11 protein-coding genes are annotated in these 13,596 nt (G+C 55.8%); 4 read left to right on the top strand and 7 right to left on the bottom strand.

Going from position 1 to position 13,596, the window contains the following annotated elements; translation table 11 throughout:
• Positions 1-151: 151 nt before the first annotated feature.
• Positions 152-1,591, top strand: coding sequence for an ATPase domain-containing protein (locus CXF97_RS16970; protein WP_101159480.1), 1,440 nt, complete (start codon positions 152-154; stop codon positions 1,589-1,591).
• A 23-nt stretch (positions 1,592-1,614) separates the two neighbouring features.
• Positions 1,615-1,974: a response regulator gene (locus CXF97_RS16965; protein ID WP_101159479.1), complete on the top strand. Its 360-nt coding sequence runs from the start codon at positions 1,615-1,617 to the stop codon at positions 1,972-1,974.
• On the opposite strand, the gene CXF97_RS16960 is transcribed toward CXF97_RS16965, so the two are convergent.
• Entirely contained in the window at positions 1,969-2,925 is a 957-nt protein-coding gene (locus tag CXF97_RS16960; protein WP_101159478.1) for a fimbrial protein, read from the bottom strand. The genes CXF97_RS16965 and CXF97_RS16960 overlap by 6 nt on opposite strands.
• 329 nt (positions 2,926-3,254) lie before the next feature.
• On the opposite strand from CXF97_RS16960, the gene CXF97_RS16955 reads away from it, so the two are divergent.
• Positions 3,255-3,839 carry a hypothetical protein gene (locus CXF97_RS16955; RefSeq protein WP_101159477.1) on the top strand — a complete coding sequence of 195 codons (585 nt, stop codon included), beginning with the start codon at positions 3,255-3,257 and terminating at the stop codon, positions 3,837-3,839.
• Between the two features lie 38 nt (positions 3,840-3,877).
• On the opposite strand, the gene CXF97_RS16950 is transcribed toward CXF97_RS16955, so the two are convergent.
• The 6 genes from CXF97_RS16950 to CXF97_RS16925 all read right to left on the bottom strand — a co-directional run bounded on the left by CXF97_RS16950 (position 3,878) and on the right by CXF97_RS16925 (position 12,612).
• A complete protein-coding gene (locus tag CXF97_RS16950) occupies positions 3,878-5,506 on the bottom strand; it encodes a methyl-accepting chemotaxis protein (RefSeq protein WP_073474635.1) in 1,629 nt (542 codons plus the stop codon).
• Positions 5,507-5,620: 114 nt separating this feature from the next.
• A complete protein-coding gene (locus CXF97_RS16945; RefSeq protein ID WP_101159476.1) occupies positions 5,621-6,082 on the bottom strand; it encodes a hypothetical protein in 462 nt (153 codons plus the stop codon).
• 308 nt (positions 6,083-6,390) lie between these two features.
• Positions 6,391-6,768, bottom strand: coding sequence for a type 1 fimbrial protein (locus CXF97_RS16940; RefSeq protein WP_101159475.1), 378 nt, complete (start codon positions 6,766-6,768; stop codon positions 6,391-6,393).
• 102 nt (positions 6,769-6,870) lie between these two features.
• Positions 6,871-10,503: a transporter substrate-binding domain-containing protein gene (locus CXF97_RS16935; protein ID WP_101159474.1), complete on the bottom strand. Its 3,633-nt coding sequence runs from the start codon at positions 10,501-10,503 to the stop codon at positions 6,871-6,873.
• 7 nt (positions 10,504-10,510) lie between these two features.
• A complete protein-coding gene (locus CXF97_RS16930; protein WP_101159473.1) occupies positions 10,511-11,218 on the bottom strand; it encodes a response regulator transcription factor in 708 nt (235 codons plus the stop codon).
• 173 nt (positions 11,219-11,391) lie between these two features.
• The gene (locus CXF97_RS16925) at positions 11,392-12,612 is read right to left on the bottom strand and encodes an EAL domain-containing protein (protein ID WP_024012832.1); all 1,221 of its coding nucleotides are present in this window, start codon (positions 12,610-12,612) and stop codon (positions 11,392-11,394) included.
• A gap of 319 nt (positions 12,613-12,931) precedes the next feature.
• Between CXF97_RS16925 and CXF97_RS16920 the strand changes: the two genes are divergently transcribed.
• The gene (locus tag CXF97_RS16920; RefSeq protein WP_101159472.1) at positions 12,932-13,534 is read left to right on the top strand and encodes a fimbrial protein; all 603 of its coding nucleotides are present in this window, start codon (positions 12,932-12,934) and stop codon (positions 13,532-13,534) included.
• Positions 13,535-13,596: the final 62 nt, after the last annotated feature.

The following is a 13,596-nucleotide window of genomic DNA, read 5'->3' as shown; positions in this document are numbered from 1 at the left end:
TCCCTACTCCCTGATCCTGAGCAGTCACGCGCCAGGTTCACATTGCACAAACGCTACTTTTCCCCAGCCTTTATGGCCCTCAACCGGAAATGGCGTTAGCATTTCACTCATTCGGCTGAACAAGCCTGTTTATCCAGATCAGGGTCGCATTGTGGAAAAGCTAAAACGCCTTCAAAGCGGGATCGAAGGGCTCGACGCGCTGCTTCAGGGGGGCTTTGTCGCCGGCGCTTCATACATCATTCAAGGGCGCCCGGGCTCGGGCAAAACCATCCTTGCCAACCAGCTCGGGTTTCACCATGCCCGCGACGGCGGCCGTGTGCTGGTCGCCACATTGCTGGCCGAGTCGCACGACCGGCTGTTCCAGTTTCTGTCGACCATGAGTTTTTTCGACGCCTCGCGAGTCGGCGCGGAGATTCAGTTTGTCAGCGCATTCGATACGCTGGAAAACGAAGGCCTCGATGAAGTCGTGAAGCTGCTGCGACGTGAAATCACCCGGCAGAAGGCGACCGTCATGGTCGTTGACGGCCTGCTCAATGCACGCTCCAAAGCCGACTCGCCAATCGATACAAAAAAATTCATCTCTGAACTGCAAGGCCACGCCGCGTTCGCCGGTTGCACCGTGCTGTTCCTGACCAGCTCGCGCCTGGACGACGGCAGCCCCGAGCACACGATGGTCGACGGCGTCATCGAAATGGGCGAAGAGCTGTTCGGTACCCGTTCGGTGCGCCGCATTCATTTGCGCAAGACTCGCGGCAGCGGCGCGTTGACCGGTCTTCACGAATGTGAAATCACCGATAACGGCCTGGTCGTCTATCCGCGCCTCGAAAGTCTCTACAAGCGCCCTTCCGCCCCCGACAGCGCGGACATGACGCGTATTCCAAGCGGCATTGCGTCGCTCGATGAGATCTTCGGTGGCGGCTTGCACAGCTCCAGCGTCACGCTGGTCATGGGCCCTTCCGGCATCGGCAAAACCACGCTGGGCCTGAAGTTTCTTGCGCAATCAACGGCCGAAGCGCCTGGCCTGCATTTCGGTTTCTATGAAAGCCCGCAGCGCCTGCGCCTGAAAGGCCGTTCGCTGGGCATCGATATTGAACGCATGGAACACAGCGGCGCATTGAGCATTGCCTGGCAGCCAACAACGGAGGGTTTACTCGACGGCCTCGGCGCACGCCTGCTGAGTCTGGTCGATGAGAAAGGTATCAAGCGCCTGTTCATCGATAGCCTGAGCGGCATGACACGGGTGTCAACCACACCGGAACGCATCACCGACTTTTTCAGTGCATTGATGAACGAACTGCGATCCAGAGGCGTGACCGTATTCGCCTCCTGGGAAATGCGCGATTTGTTCGGATCCGAGGTCAGCGCACCGAACTCTGACCTGTCCAGTATTGTCGACAACCTGATCCTCATGCGTTTCTTTGACAATCACGCTGAACTTCGCAGGACGCTTTCCATTCTTAAGGTACGCGATAGCTCCTACAACCCGTCGCGGTTCGAGGTGGTTGTACGCGATCAAGATGTGTTCCTGGAAAAGGCTTTGAAAAATGAACCTTCAGTCGCAGCTGAGTCATTGCCTGGTTCAATTTCGTAAGTCTTCAAGCGGGTTGAAATAACATGACCACCATTCTGGTAGTCGACGACGAGTATCTGATTGCTGACATTCTTGGCTTTGCGCTTGAGGATGAGGGCTTCATGACCGTGACCGCGAGCAACGGCAAGAAAGCGCTCGAGGTGCTGGAAAGAGAACGCCCGGCGCTGGTTATTACCGACTTCATGATGCCGGTCATGGACGGCCTCGAATTCGCCGAAGCCGTGCGTGCCCAGCCGTCCGTCAAGCACTTGCCGATCATTCTCATGAGTGGCGCGCAAGCGCACATCGGCATGCAGCGCTCGGATCTGTTTGATGTGGTAGTGCCCAAGCCGTTTGATATTGCCGTGATTGTGGGTGAGGTGAAGAGGCTGTTGGGCTCATAGATACTCGACGACAAAGGCAATTTCGGCATTGGCATCGCCCGCTCGCATTTGCGCATTGGAAGGCTCGATGCGCACGAAGCGGGCTTGCAAGGAAACGGATGCATTACCGCCGCTCGATGTTGGCGCTTTCATTATGTAATTCTGGTTCAGCTTGAGTATCGTCCTGTCACTGAAGCGCATTTGCAATGCCAGCCCTTTGGCAGTGGAGTTACTGTTGAGGTGTACCACGCCGGTATCAGCGCTCCATGCAGGGCTGCCCGCAGTGGGCGAAAAGGAGTACCTGAAGTTATTGATTCCGGGAGGACAGTTTTTCATATCAAGAAAGAAGTATTTCTCCTTGGCATAGTCACCGTTCTGCAAAAAATCGCTCATGGTGTAGCTGCCCATATCCACTTTCACATCAGGTGTTTCACAAGACTGCGAGACGATCCGCGTGCCATTTGTATTCATTGCCAGAGGCTCGATTTCTGCAGCGACGAAGGTCCCAAGTTGGCCTGAGGGTATCGTCGCACTGCCGGAAATAGTGCCCGTCTTTACAAAACGCAAGATGTGCTCAGAACCATTCCAACCCCAACCGCCAGCAGTGTCGGTAGTTCCTGGAAAGCCTTTCCACGCTTTCCCAGATGGCGGTCGGACCCATTGCCAGCCGATTCCGGTATTTCCGATAGGAAAAATCTCCGCGCCCGGTTGAGTAACGCCGACAGTATTGCGTACACCTTCGTTGTGTACCGCAGAGCACCTGAATGAGCTGGGTATGGCGCCCAGGGTCAAGATCGGGCTTTCATAGATAACCGTGCCGTTGGGCGTGTCACGAGGCACCGAGATCGTGGCTGGAAGAACCACCCTGACACTGCCCTTGGAATGATCCGGATAAAATTCGCAAATTGCAGCCATTGCGTTAAATGGCAGTAAATACAAAAAACCGACAATTAAAACATGGGAAAACTTCATAGCAATCTCTCTGAACTCGCCGTGTTGCAAGCAATTGAATGGCGGACGATTGCGTGAACTATCAGCAGTAACGCCACCAAAGCGGCAGCAGACGATAATGAAAAAAAGGAGCTTGAGCAAAAAGTTTATTTATTCGTAAACAAGACAATTCTCATGGCCCCACGAGAAACTTTAGATAGTCGGTTTTTAAACAACAAACCTTCTGCGAACTCTTTAAAAATGTTAGCCGTTATCGACATACGCAAACAGAGCACAAATTAAGACTCGTCTTAAAGGCCCAGCGAATCGAGGTTATTACACTGTCTACTCTTGATAGGAGGAACGATTCCGTGAGAGCCCTCGATACCCTCAATAGCTCAAAACCCCAGAGCAACGCCGCCATCTACTGCCTGACCATTCTTGCGCTGGCACTGATCGCCATGACTGTGGTCGCCGGCTACCAACTCAATGAACTGTTTCCACTGAAGGCTGTGGTGCAACAACAGGAGGTCCAACTCACCCAGCGCGCCGATGCAATCCAGTCGATGAGCGCAGAACTGAAGCGCCTGGCGGAACAGAAACAGGTTTTGGAAGCCGACCTGCTTAGCGCAAAGGAAGAGGCGAAGGCCGCTGAGCACGCAAAAACCGAACTCGAAAACAATCGACAGGCAGCCCTGACCAGCGCGGCGTTAGAGGATGAAGATTCACTGTGCGCGATCATCGAGCAAAACATCCGACTTGTTGCGGACCAACTCAATCGCGACGATTTCTTCCGCCTGCGTGATGAGCGCGAAGCTGAAGCCGAAGCGGTACTTGAAAGCTATGAAAAACAACTCGCCAGCTGCATTGAGCAGTTGACAGCACAAACCGCATCGCCAGCACAAACTGACTCTGCACCCCATGCGCAAGACTTTGCTGCGCCGATCGAGCGCTGATCAAGAAGCCCTGGTAGCCAGGGCTTTACGTTTATTGATTAAAGTTTGAATTCCTTGGTCAATTTGTTCAGCGACGCTGCCAATTGCGACAGCTCCGCCGATGCGACTGCGGTCTGTTTCGATCCCTCTGCGGTTTCACACGAAAGGTCGCGAATGCTGATCAGGCTGCGATCCACTTCACGCGCAACCTGAGCCTGCTCTTCTGCAGCGGTTGCCATCAGCAGGTTTCGCTCGTTGATGAGATTCAGCGAGCCAGTGATGTCGGTCAGCACTTCGCCGGCGATATTGGCCATTTCGAGCGTTCTCTCGGCCTGAGCGCGGGTGTGGCTCATGGAGGAAACTGCGCGGCTGGTGCCCGACTGAATGGAGCTGACCATGGACTCGATGTCCTCGGTCGACTTCTGAGTACGCTGCGCCAGCCCTCTCACCTCATCGGCAACCACGGCAAAACCGCGACCCGCCTCCCCCGCCCGCGCCGCTTCGATCGCTGCGTTCAAGGCAAGCAGATTGGTTTGTTCGGCAACCTCTCGGATAACGTCCAGCACGCTGCTGATATCGCTCGCCATAGTCGATAGCGCCTGCACCTCAGCCGAGGTGCTGTGCACGCTGGACACCATCAGGTTGATTGCGGCGACGGTGTCGCTGACCTGACTTCGACCGGCAATGGCTGCCGCACTTGATTCCGACGTCAGCTGCGAGGTCGATGCGGCGTTGTCTGCAACCTGCTCCACCGCTGCACTCATTTCAGTGACGGCGGTGGCGGCCATTTCGATTTCATGGCTCTGACGCTGAGTGATACGCGAGATATCTTCAGTGACGCCGTGCATGACCTCCGAGGTTTCGGCCAACTGCGTGGACGAATCACGGATCATGATCAAGGCATCTCGCAGACTGGTTTGCATCGCCGCCAATGACGACAGCATTTGCGCCGCCTCATCGGAGCCATCCAGCGCAATGGTTTCGCTCAGATCATTGGCGGCGATGCATTCGGCCACCCTTAGCGAGCCTGCAATGGGTACCGTCAGGCTGCGGGTATACAACACGGCCAGGGCCAACGAAGCACCGATCGCGATGAGAATGAACACACTGACGATCAACAGCGTGTGCTCATAGACATTGTCGGCCTGCTTGCCCGCCTCATAAGCTTCTATCTCGTTGAGAGCAATCAACTTTTTGAGCGCGACCTGTACGCCATCCGACGCCGCACGCATCTGATTCCTGGACAGCGCAATGGCCGCTTCAAGCTGCCCGTTCGCCACTGTTTCAAGGTATTGGTCCTGCGCCTGATCGTTGACCTTCTGTGCTTTGGCAAACTCCTCGAACGCCTCGCGCCCGGCGTCAGTCGCCAGCAGGTCAATGAGCGCACGCTGATGATTTTTGATCATCTGACGCGACTGCTGGATGTCAATCAGGGCCTGCGCTTTGCGCTCACTCGTTTCAATGGGATTGCGCAAGCGAGCGTTGTTGCCCTTGATTTCGACGAACTCTCGATCGAGTTGGCCGAGCAGCTTGATACTCGGCACGATCGTCGTCTCGACGTACGTTTCTGCCTTGTTGAGCAAGTCGACTTGCTGCAGAGCGATCAATCCGATCGCGATAATCATGAGACAGAACAAGCCGAAACACAGCGCCGAACGCGGCGCGAGATTGAGTTTACGAAGCAGCATGATGCCTTACCTTAGAGTGTATTCAAGACAATGGGGTAAACGTGTGGGCAGCGGAGCGGCGCTGCGGTATAGCGCCTCGGCGCATACCTGGATCAACGCGGGAAGGTGCGGTAGCTAGCGGTTGGCGCACGGAGAGAGTGTGGAGTTGGTCAAGGCCGGCTCCGCAATTTCCTTGAGCGCCGGGTCGGCCAGCATCAGAAAATCTGCCAGTCGCGGCAGATTGATTTTCGAGACCAGGCGCATCCAGCGTTGCGGATGCGGGTTGAAGAAGGTCTTCGACCACTGGTGATCATCGTTGGGATTGAAAATCAGCAGATGACGAATCAGCGGGTTTTCTCCGAAAAAGTCGAGCGGATCCATCGCCATTTCGCTGAGCAACTCAGCATTGACGACGACCAGGCTCAACCGTTGAGGGCAGTAATACGTCAGTATTTTCAGGTCACGATAAGTGCGAACGTTCAAGACGCTGAGACAGCCCAGCTTGTTGAACTGCTGTTCGATTGACAGACCTCTGCGCACATCGCTATCGGCGATCAGGATCCGCAAGGATCGACTGCGGTTATTTTCAAGAAACATCGGACACCTTTGGCAGCTCCATTCTTCCTTTCAAGAAAATAACCAAGGGCCAACCTGCCTGATATGAGACTTGTCTCAAAAATGAACGCAGGGATAGATGATAAAAAGCCACACCTTGACGACAGCCCACGCGATCGGCGCATGGTCTGGCTCAGAAAGTGTTGAAGGAGGGATTTTGCAACGCAGGGGAGTGGCGACAAGCCAGAAGCGCGGGACGGTTCTGTGCGAACCAGACAATTCTCATTATTAACGCCCCTTTTTGTCAGTAACCTTGAAACAAGGGGCGCAGACTCATTCTTTCCAAGCCATCAAGGCAGCGTCATCGTCACTACGTAATTACCGCTCGTTATCTGGTGACCCTTGTTGTCCGTGAGCAGCAAGCGCTGGTCGTAATAATCGTCCTGCTCATGAGTATCGGCAATCACCTTCACAAACACCTGCTGGCGCGACTTACCTCGCCCTGCCGCACTGACGTTGTTCACGGTAAAAGTCTGCCCGGTGCTTGCCTGGGGGCAATCAAGCAACTCGACAGAAGAATGGCTGGCGCCACTGGCAATGCAACTTGCCTCGACAATTCGACCGCTGAAGCGAATCACTCCGCTGACCGGCGCAGACTGGGCTGCGCTGACGGTGTCAAAACCGAGCAGGCAAAGGCAGGCAATCAATAAAGGACGTCGAATGATCATCGCGAAACTCCATGGTTATTAACCAAGGTATCGCCCGCTGCAAAATGATCTTTAACGTCAGCTTCAATGCAAGGCCAGTCGGATGGTCATGAGCCGATACGTTTACAGCTCGATCCGTTTGATTTTCTTGATCAGATCAGCCTGTGCATGCTCCAGCTTCAATGCACTGCGATTGAGGTCCAGCGGATCGATAACAGGCGCCTCACACTCGGCTTCAAGCTCGTTACACGCCTCAATGACCTGATGCTCGGCAACAATGCGCGCCGCCCCCTTGATGCGGTGCGCCAGGTCAGCCAACAGCCCGGGATCGCTTTCGGGTATTAGCGAATGCAACTCCTCCAGATCCTTTTCGCAACTCGACAGCGCCTCGCGCAGAAGTTCTTTCATCATGTCGAGATCGCCTCCGGTGAGCTCGTCAAGACGCTCGCGAATCGAACCCAGCTCCTTGATAGTCGCCGCAGGCGGGCTTTCAAATGGCTGGGTTTCAACATTTTTTTCCCAGCCTGCAAGCATGATCGACAAGGTGCCGAGACTGATCGGTTTGAACAGACAATCATCCATCCCGGCCTCCCGGCATTTCACTTTTTCTTCCGGCTGCGCGTTGGCCGTGAAGCCCAGTACGATGCACGGCGATCCACCACTTTCGCGTTCGTCCTGGCGAATGGTGCGGGCCAGCTCATAGCCGTTCATGACCGGCATGTTGCAGTCCGTGATCACAATGTCGAACGGCTCCGAGCGCCACAGCGCCAATGCCTGGGCACCGTCGGCGGCATCACGCACCGCCTGGCCAAGGAAACTCAGCTGCTGCGTCAATAGCAGGCGGTTGGCGCTCTGGTCATCGACTACGAGAATCCTGAGTGTCGGTACCGGTTTGTCCTGAACAACCGAAACAGGCAGCACTTTGCCGCCAAGCGGGCTGAGAATATTGAAGAACAGCGACACTTCCAGGCAGGTGCCTTTGCCAAGCGTACTGGTAATGTTCAGCCGCCCGCCCATCAATTCGCACAATGAACGGGAGATCGCCAATCCCAGACCGGTGCCGCCTCTGCTGGAGGGACCATGATTGGCTTGGGAAAACGGCTGGAACAGATTCTGCAGATCGGCGCTGGAAATGCCAATGCCGGTGTCCTCGACCTTGAGGTCGACCTGTAAGCGTTCGTCAGCGAGACGTTGGCCGCGAATCGAGACGCTGACATGACCGGTGTCGGTAAACTTGATCGCGTTGCCCACCAGGTTCGAGAGCACCTGCTGGAAGCGCATCGGATCAACCAATACGTCACAGCCGACAGTGGCGTCGATGTCGAGCTTCAGCACCAGACTCTTCTGCCTGGCCAAGCCGTCGAACACCCGCGCCACGGATTCGACCAATTCGCGCAGGTTGGCACGTTTCGGCGAAAGGCTGACATGGCCCGATTCGATGCGTACCACATCGAGGATATCGCCGATCAGTTCCAGCAGACCTTTTGCCGAGTCGTATGCCACTTCAATCGCCGGCCGATCGAAGTGACCTTGCTCGGCACGCTTGAGGGTAAGTTCGAGCATGCCGATCACGGCGCTCATCGGCGTACGGATTTCGTGGCTCATGGTCGCCAGGAACGTGGTTTTGGCGCGGCTCGACTCGTCAGCCAACTCTTTCGCCGAACGCAACTCCTCGATCAGTTCACGGCGTTCGCTGATATCGATCCAGCCGCAGATCACGCCTCTGACTTCACCCGCCGTGTCGTGATACGGCTGGATCCAGTGGTAAATGATCAGCCGCGTATCACCGACATGCAGCGTGCGATCCACCTCGTAAGGTTCGTCCTGCTCGATGACGCGCAAGTAGTCGTCGTGAAATTGCAACGCCTCCTGACGATTGCGCTTGCCGCTTTCGAGCACGGTCTTGCCGATCACGTCCTTTTCCAGCAGGCCAAATGTTTGCAGATAATTATTATTGCAGGTGACAAGCCGACCTTCACGATCACGTACGTAGATGGGATGCGGCGTGCCGTTGATCAACGCGCCCATGAACTTCAACTGATCGCCCAGCAAGCGCTCTGCCCGGCTGCGTTCGCGGATCTGCCGGCGAATATAGAAATTCCACGCCAGCGATCCCAGGATAATCAGGAACGCGCCAGCGCTGATCTGGTAGATCAGCGCCTTGTAATCGCGCCACGACAACCCCGAAAACGCTGCAATGGGACGCCACCTGTTGAGGATTACGTCCAGCTCATCCGGCGGAATGCTCAGCAACGCCTTGTTCAGAATGCTGACCAGCTCGGTATCGGCACGCCGCGCGGCGAAAGCGAGGAAGCCTTTGTTCATGCCGACGATGTTTGAGATACGCAAGCTGTCGCTGTAGATGTGGGCGATGTAGTAGCGCGCACTGTGCAACGTGGTAATCATCGCGTCCGCTCGACCGTCCTTCACGTCAGCCAAGGCGCCCAGAACTGTTTCGTTATCAACGATCTCGATGTCGGGGTAGTCCTTGAGCAGCTCACGCTCAGCCGAACTTTCGGGCACTGCGACGCGCTTGCCGCGCAGCTCCTGCAGGCTTGAAGGCGCGCCTGCGTCCTTGGTGGTGACGATCACAAAGGGGCTGGCAAGGAACGGATGAGTGAAACGCATGCCGACTTCCCGCGAGACCGTTGGTGTCAGCAGAGAAATATCCGCGCTGCCATCCAGCAGACGCGTGCTCAGACTGGAAAAGCTGTCGGTGCGCTCGACATTGATCTGCAAGCCGGTACGCCGCTGGATGAGCTCGAGCAGATCAGCGCCGATCCCGCCAAAGTTGCCGTCACCATCAAAGAATGCAAAAGGTGCCTGATCGTCATTGATCACGAACCGCGCGACCGGATGCAGCTCAAGCCAACGTGCTTCGCCGGGTGTCAGGTCAATGCGTTTGGGCGTCAGCGCCCCGCCGCCGCCCGACCAGCGCTTGGTAATTTCGGCAGTCTTCGCATCACCCAGCGACTCGAGCGTCGAATCGATCAGACGCAGCAATTGGTCGTTGCCCCGGCGCAAGGCAAAGCTGAAACCGCTGGTTTGGGTTATGACGAAAGAGTGCAGCCGCACATAGTTGAAGTAGTTGAGGTTGATCAGGTAATTGCTCGACACCGTATCGCCGAGAAACAGGTCGACCTTGCCAAAAGCCAGCGCAGCCAGTGCCAACTCGTTCGATGGAAAAAGCACGAATTCGGCGTTGGGGTATAACGCGTGTAATTGACTGGAAGGCAGGTAATCGTCGGCAACCGCAATACGCAAACCGGCCAGATTGGCCGGCATCGGTCGTCGATCATCGCCGCGCATGAACATCGCCGGCACGTCTTCGACATAAGGTTTACTGAGCGTGACGAGGCCATCGATCAATTCGAAACTGTTGGAACTGCCCAACATGTCAATGTCACCGCGCTCAAGTGCGGCCATGGCGTCACGCCGGTCAGGGTAAGCCTTGACGGTAATCTCAACATGCAGTGCCTGACCGATAATGCAGGCGATATCGGCGGCAATCCCCTCATAGCGCGTACCGCTGGCGGTCATGACATAAGGCGGGAAATCCGGAAGCGCAGAACCCAATATCAGGCTGCGCTTTTGCCGCAGCCAACTCCAGTCTTCATTGGCCAGATCGACTTGCAGCTCCTTGCAGTCCGAGCGACCGAACACCTGCAAGGTGCGCGGCTCTGCTGCCAATAACACACCACTACTGAATACGAAAAGCACACTGATTAGCAAAACACCGCGCAACAGATGAAACATAAGCGTGTTATCCCTGGTTGTCGGCTGTCAGGCTGTGCTGCAACTTGAACAGCTCTGCGTCACCACGAATGCCAAGCTTTTTGAAAGCGGCCTGTTTTTGCCCACTGATGGTTTTGCGACTGCGCGAGAACTTCAAGGCAATCTGCGTCACCCCCATCCCCTCGAGACAACAGCGCAAGACTTCTTTCTCTTTAGGTGACAGCAGAGGATTACTGAGGAAATCGTCGCTGTGCGCCGAGCTCTCGTCTTTGGCACCGGCGGGCTCGTCGATCGATGCTGGCAACACGTCAAGCTCAAAGGCCATGGTGGGAGACAGGTACAACTGGCCGGACGCTGCACAGCGAATGGCAGTAATCAGGTCATCGACCGACTGTGACTTGCCGAAGAATCCACTGACGCCCGCCCCGACCGCCATGTTCACCACTGCCGGGCGCTCTTCTGAGGAAGAGACGAGGATGCGCATGCCCGGATATTGCTTGCGCAGCAGGCGGATCAGATTGAGCCCGTCCAGCTCCCCATCGTGCAGTTTGTAATCGAGTATCAGCAGGTCGATGTCGATTTCGCGCAATCCGGCGAGCAACTGCGCGCTGCTGCCATACACACCTACGACACTGAACTCAGCTTCGCGCGTCAGCCGCGACTTCATCGCCAGACGTATGAGCGAGTGATCATCAAGGATGGCAACGCGTAACGGATTCACGACAGACCAATGCATGAACAGCTCCATGATGAAGAGTGTTGGAGGACCATCAGCACTTGGCAACCGCAGCAAATCCCGGGCATCACCGAAGCACTCAGGTGCATCTGATTGATTTCTCGGCACATGATGAGTGTTTTAAAGGCGTGACGAAATAGGGCTTTGTCCCAAAAGTCAGAATGCCGCTTGCATCAACGATCGGATGTGCCTATTGCGCGGCGCCAGGATGACTTCTGACCCTCGAAACGCCAGTCGACCAAATGCGCCCAATTCATCGGGCGAGCATAGAAGAAGCCCTGCCCCCACTGACAACCAAGCCGCGCCAGATGCTGAACCTGATCAGCGGTTTCAATACCCTCTGCCACCACGCGCATGTCCAATTCCCGCGCCAGGGCCAACGCCCCGTGGATGACCGCGCTGTAGCGCGCCTGATGGAAATTCTGCACGAAGCCGGCGTCGAGTTTGATTTCGTTGAACGGCATCTGGCACAGCCGCTCAAGTGAAGAATAGCCGACACCGAAATCATCGATTGCCAGACTGAAGCCGAGCATGCGCAGACGCACCATGTTTTCCATGCTGATCTCGGGCATCTGCAGCAGGCCGGTTTCCGTGAGCTCGAAAATGAGCCCAGCTGGCGAGGCGCCATGGATGCGCAACAGCGCCTTGATCCGGTCGACAAGATTCGGATTGGCCATCTGCGTCACGTCGAGATTGAACGCCAGCTTGAACGGCTTGCCGTGAGACTGGACGAAGCGCTGCAGACTCAAGCCTTGCGTGAGCAGACTGAAAAACATTTCATCGAGCAGACCGCAACGCTCGATCGTCGGCAAGAACATGCCTGGCGAGAGCAAGCCGCGACTGGGGCTCTGCCATCGCACCAGCACCTCGGCGCCATCCACCTCACCACTGCGCAGATGAAACTTGGGCTGGAAGTAGGCGCGAAATTCCTGACGGCGTATCGCTTCGAGCACTTCGTTCTCCGAAGGCTGATCGAGATGACTTTCCACCACTTTGGCATCGCCCGGAGTGTGCGGCCGATAACGCGCCAACAATGGCCCCAGCACATCGACCATCAGAGGCTTGCCGACACTGCCAAGCAACTCAAGCCCCTGCAACGTGACGATTCGATCAACCGTGCGCAACAAGTCTTCAGGCAGTGAACTGCAGATGATCACTGCACGAATCAAACCGGCCTCTCTCGCCAGGCGCAAGAACGTCAAACCATCCATCCCGGCCATGCTCAAGTCACACAATGCAACGTCCACGCCTCCAGCCTGGGATATCACAGCCAGCGCATCCTTGCCGTCAGCCGCCTGAAAGATATTTTTGTACCCCAGACTATTAAGCGCACTGACTGCCGCCGTGCGCTGAAAGGCGTGATCTTCCAAGACCAATATACGAAGCGTGTTCACAAACCTGGAACCTCTTTCTATCAGTCGTTAATAGCGAAAGTCTGAATAATCTTCAAGCAGGACGCCCGCTCACAAACTTTGCGTTGACTGAGAATTTCTGCATCCGCGAATACTAGCCAGACAAAGACCGCACGACTTTGAGAATTGTCTCATTTGGTTCGCTGCACCATTACCGCAAATATAAATACGCCACGGCCATATTACTGACTGGCTCGCACCTTTATCGCTTTAAGACAAATCCCAAAGACCCGCCACCACCGCACACCTAATATGGCCTGGCATTTCAATGCAGCACTTCACAATAACTTCGGATATAAACATGAAAAAGTTCGCTTTCGCAGTACTCACTCTTTCCGTACTGGCTGCCTCCACTGGTGCAGTGGCTGAAGAAGCCGCCAAAGCTGTAAAAGGCGGCAGTGGTCAAATCAGCTTCACTGGCGTTATCAATAACGACGCTTGCTCGGTAGATGGCGCGTTGGGTAACGACAAGATGATTGCCGTGGACATGGGCAGCGTGTCGATCAAAGACATGGGCACCGACTCTGCTCCGGGCGCCGGTCGTGTGGCCGCCAACGATTTCAACCTGAAAGTGAACTGCAACGCTGGCACCAAGGTTTCGATGCTGTTCAAACCAACCGTAAACGGCGGTTCGGGCCTGGTTGATGGCAAGAAAGTTCTCAAGCTGCAGGGTGCAGACGCGGCCAAAGGCGTTGGTATCGCACTGCTGGACAGCAATGGCCAGTTGATCGACCTGAGCTCCGAAGCCACTGCCAAAGTGCAGACCAACCTGACTGGCGACGCAACCACAGGTGGTGACGGCACCCTGTCGTTCGCAGCCGCTTACGTCACCACCGGCGACAAGACCACCGCTACTGCCGGTACCGGTAACGCCACTCTGCCGTTCGTTCTCGAATACGAATAAGCAGCCCGCAATACCTGGACGGGGCCGCTGTGCCTCGTCCTTCCCGACCAGATTAATCGGTG

Source organism: Pseudomonas sp. Choline-02u-1 (assembly GCF_002836515.1).
In the GTDB taxonomy this organism is placed as follows: domain Bacteria; phylum Pseudomonadota; class Gammaproteobacteria; order Pseudomonadales; family Pseudomonadaceae; genus Aquipseudomonas.
This window is presented reverse-complemented; position numbering and strand designations above follow the sequence as displayed.

Coding starts and splice junctions, on each gene's coding strand:
- CXF97_RS16965 (WP_101159479.1), top strand. CDS start 1,615: ATGACCACCATTCTGGTAGTCGACGACGAGTATCTGATTGCTGACATT.
- CXF97_RS16960 (WP_101159478.1), bottom strand. CDS start 2,925: ATGAAGTTTTCCCATGTTTTAATTGTCGGTTTTTTGTATTTACTGCCA.
- CXF97_RS16950 (WP_073474635.1), bottom strand. CDS start 5,506: ATGCTGCTTCGTAAACTCAATCTCGCGCCGCGTTCGGCGCTGTGTTTC.
- CXF97_RS16945 (WP_101159476.1), bottom strand. CDS start 6,082: ATGTTTCTTGAAAATAACCGCAGTCGATCCTTGCGGATCCTGATCGCC.
- CXF97_RS16940 (WP_101159475.1), bottom strand. CDS start 6,768: ATGATCATTCGACGTCCTTTATTGATTGCCTGCCTTTGCCTGCTCGGT.
- CXF97_RS16935 (WP_101159474.1), bottom strand. CDS start 10,503: ATGTTTCATCTGTTGCGCGGTGTTTTGCTAATCAGTGTGCTTTTCGTA.
- CXF97_RS16930 (WP_101159473.1), bottom strand. CDS start 11,218: ATGCATTGGTCTGTCGTGAATCCGTTACGCGTTGCCATCCTTGATGAT.
- CXF97_RS16920 (WP_101159472.1), top strand. CDS start 12,932: ATGAAAAAGTTCGCTTTCGCAGTACTCACTCTTTCCGTACTGGCTGCC.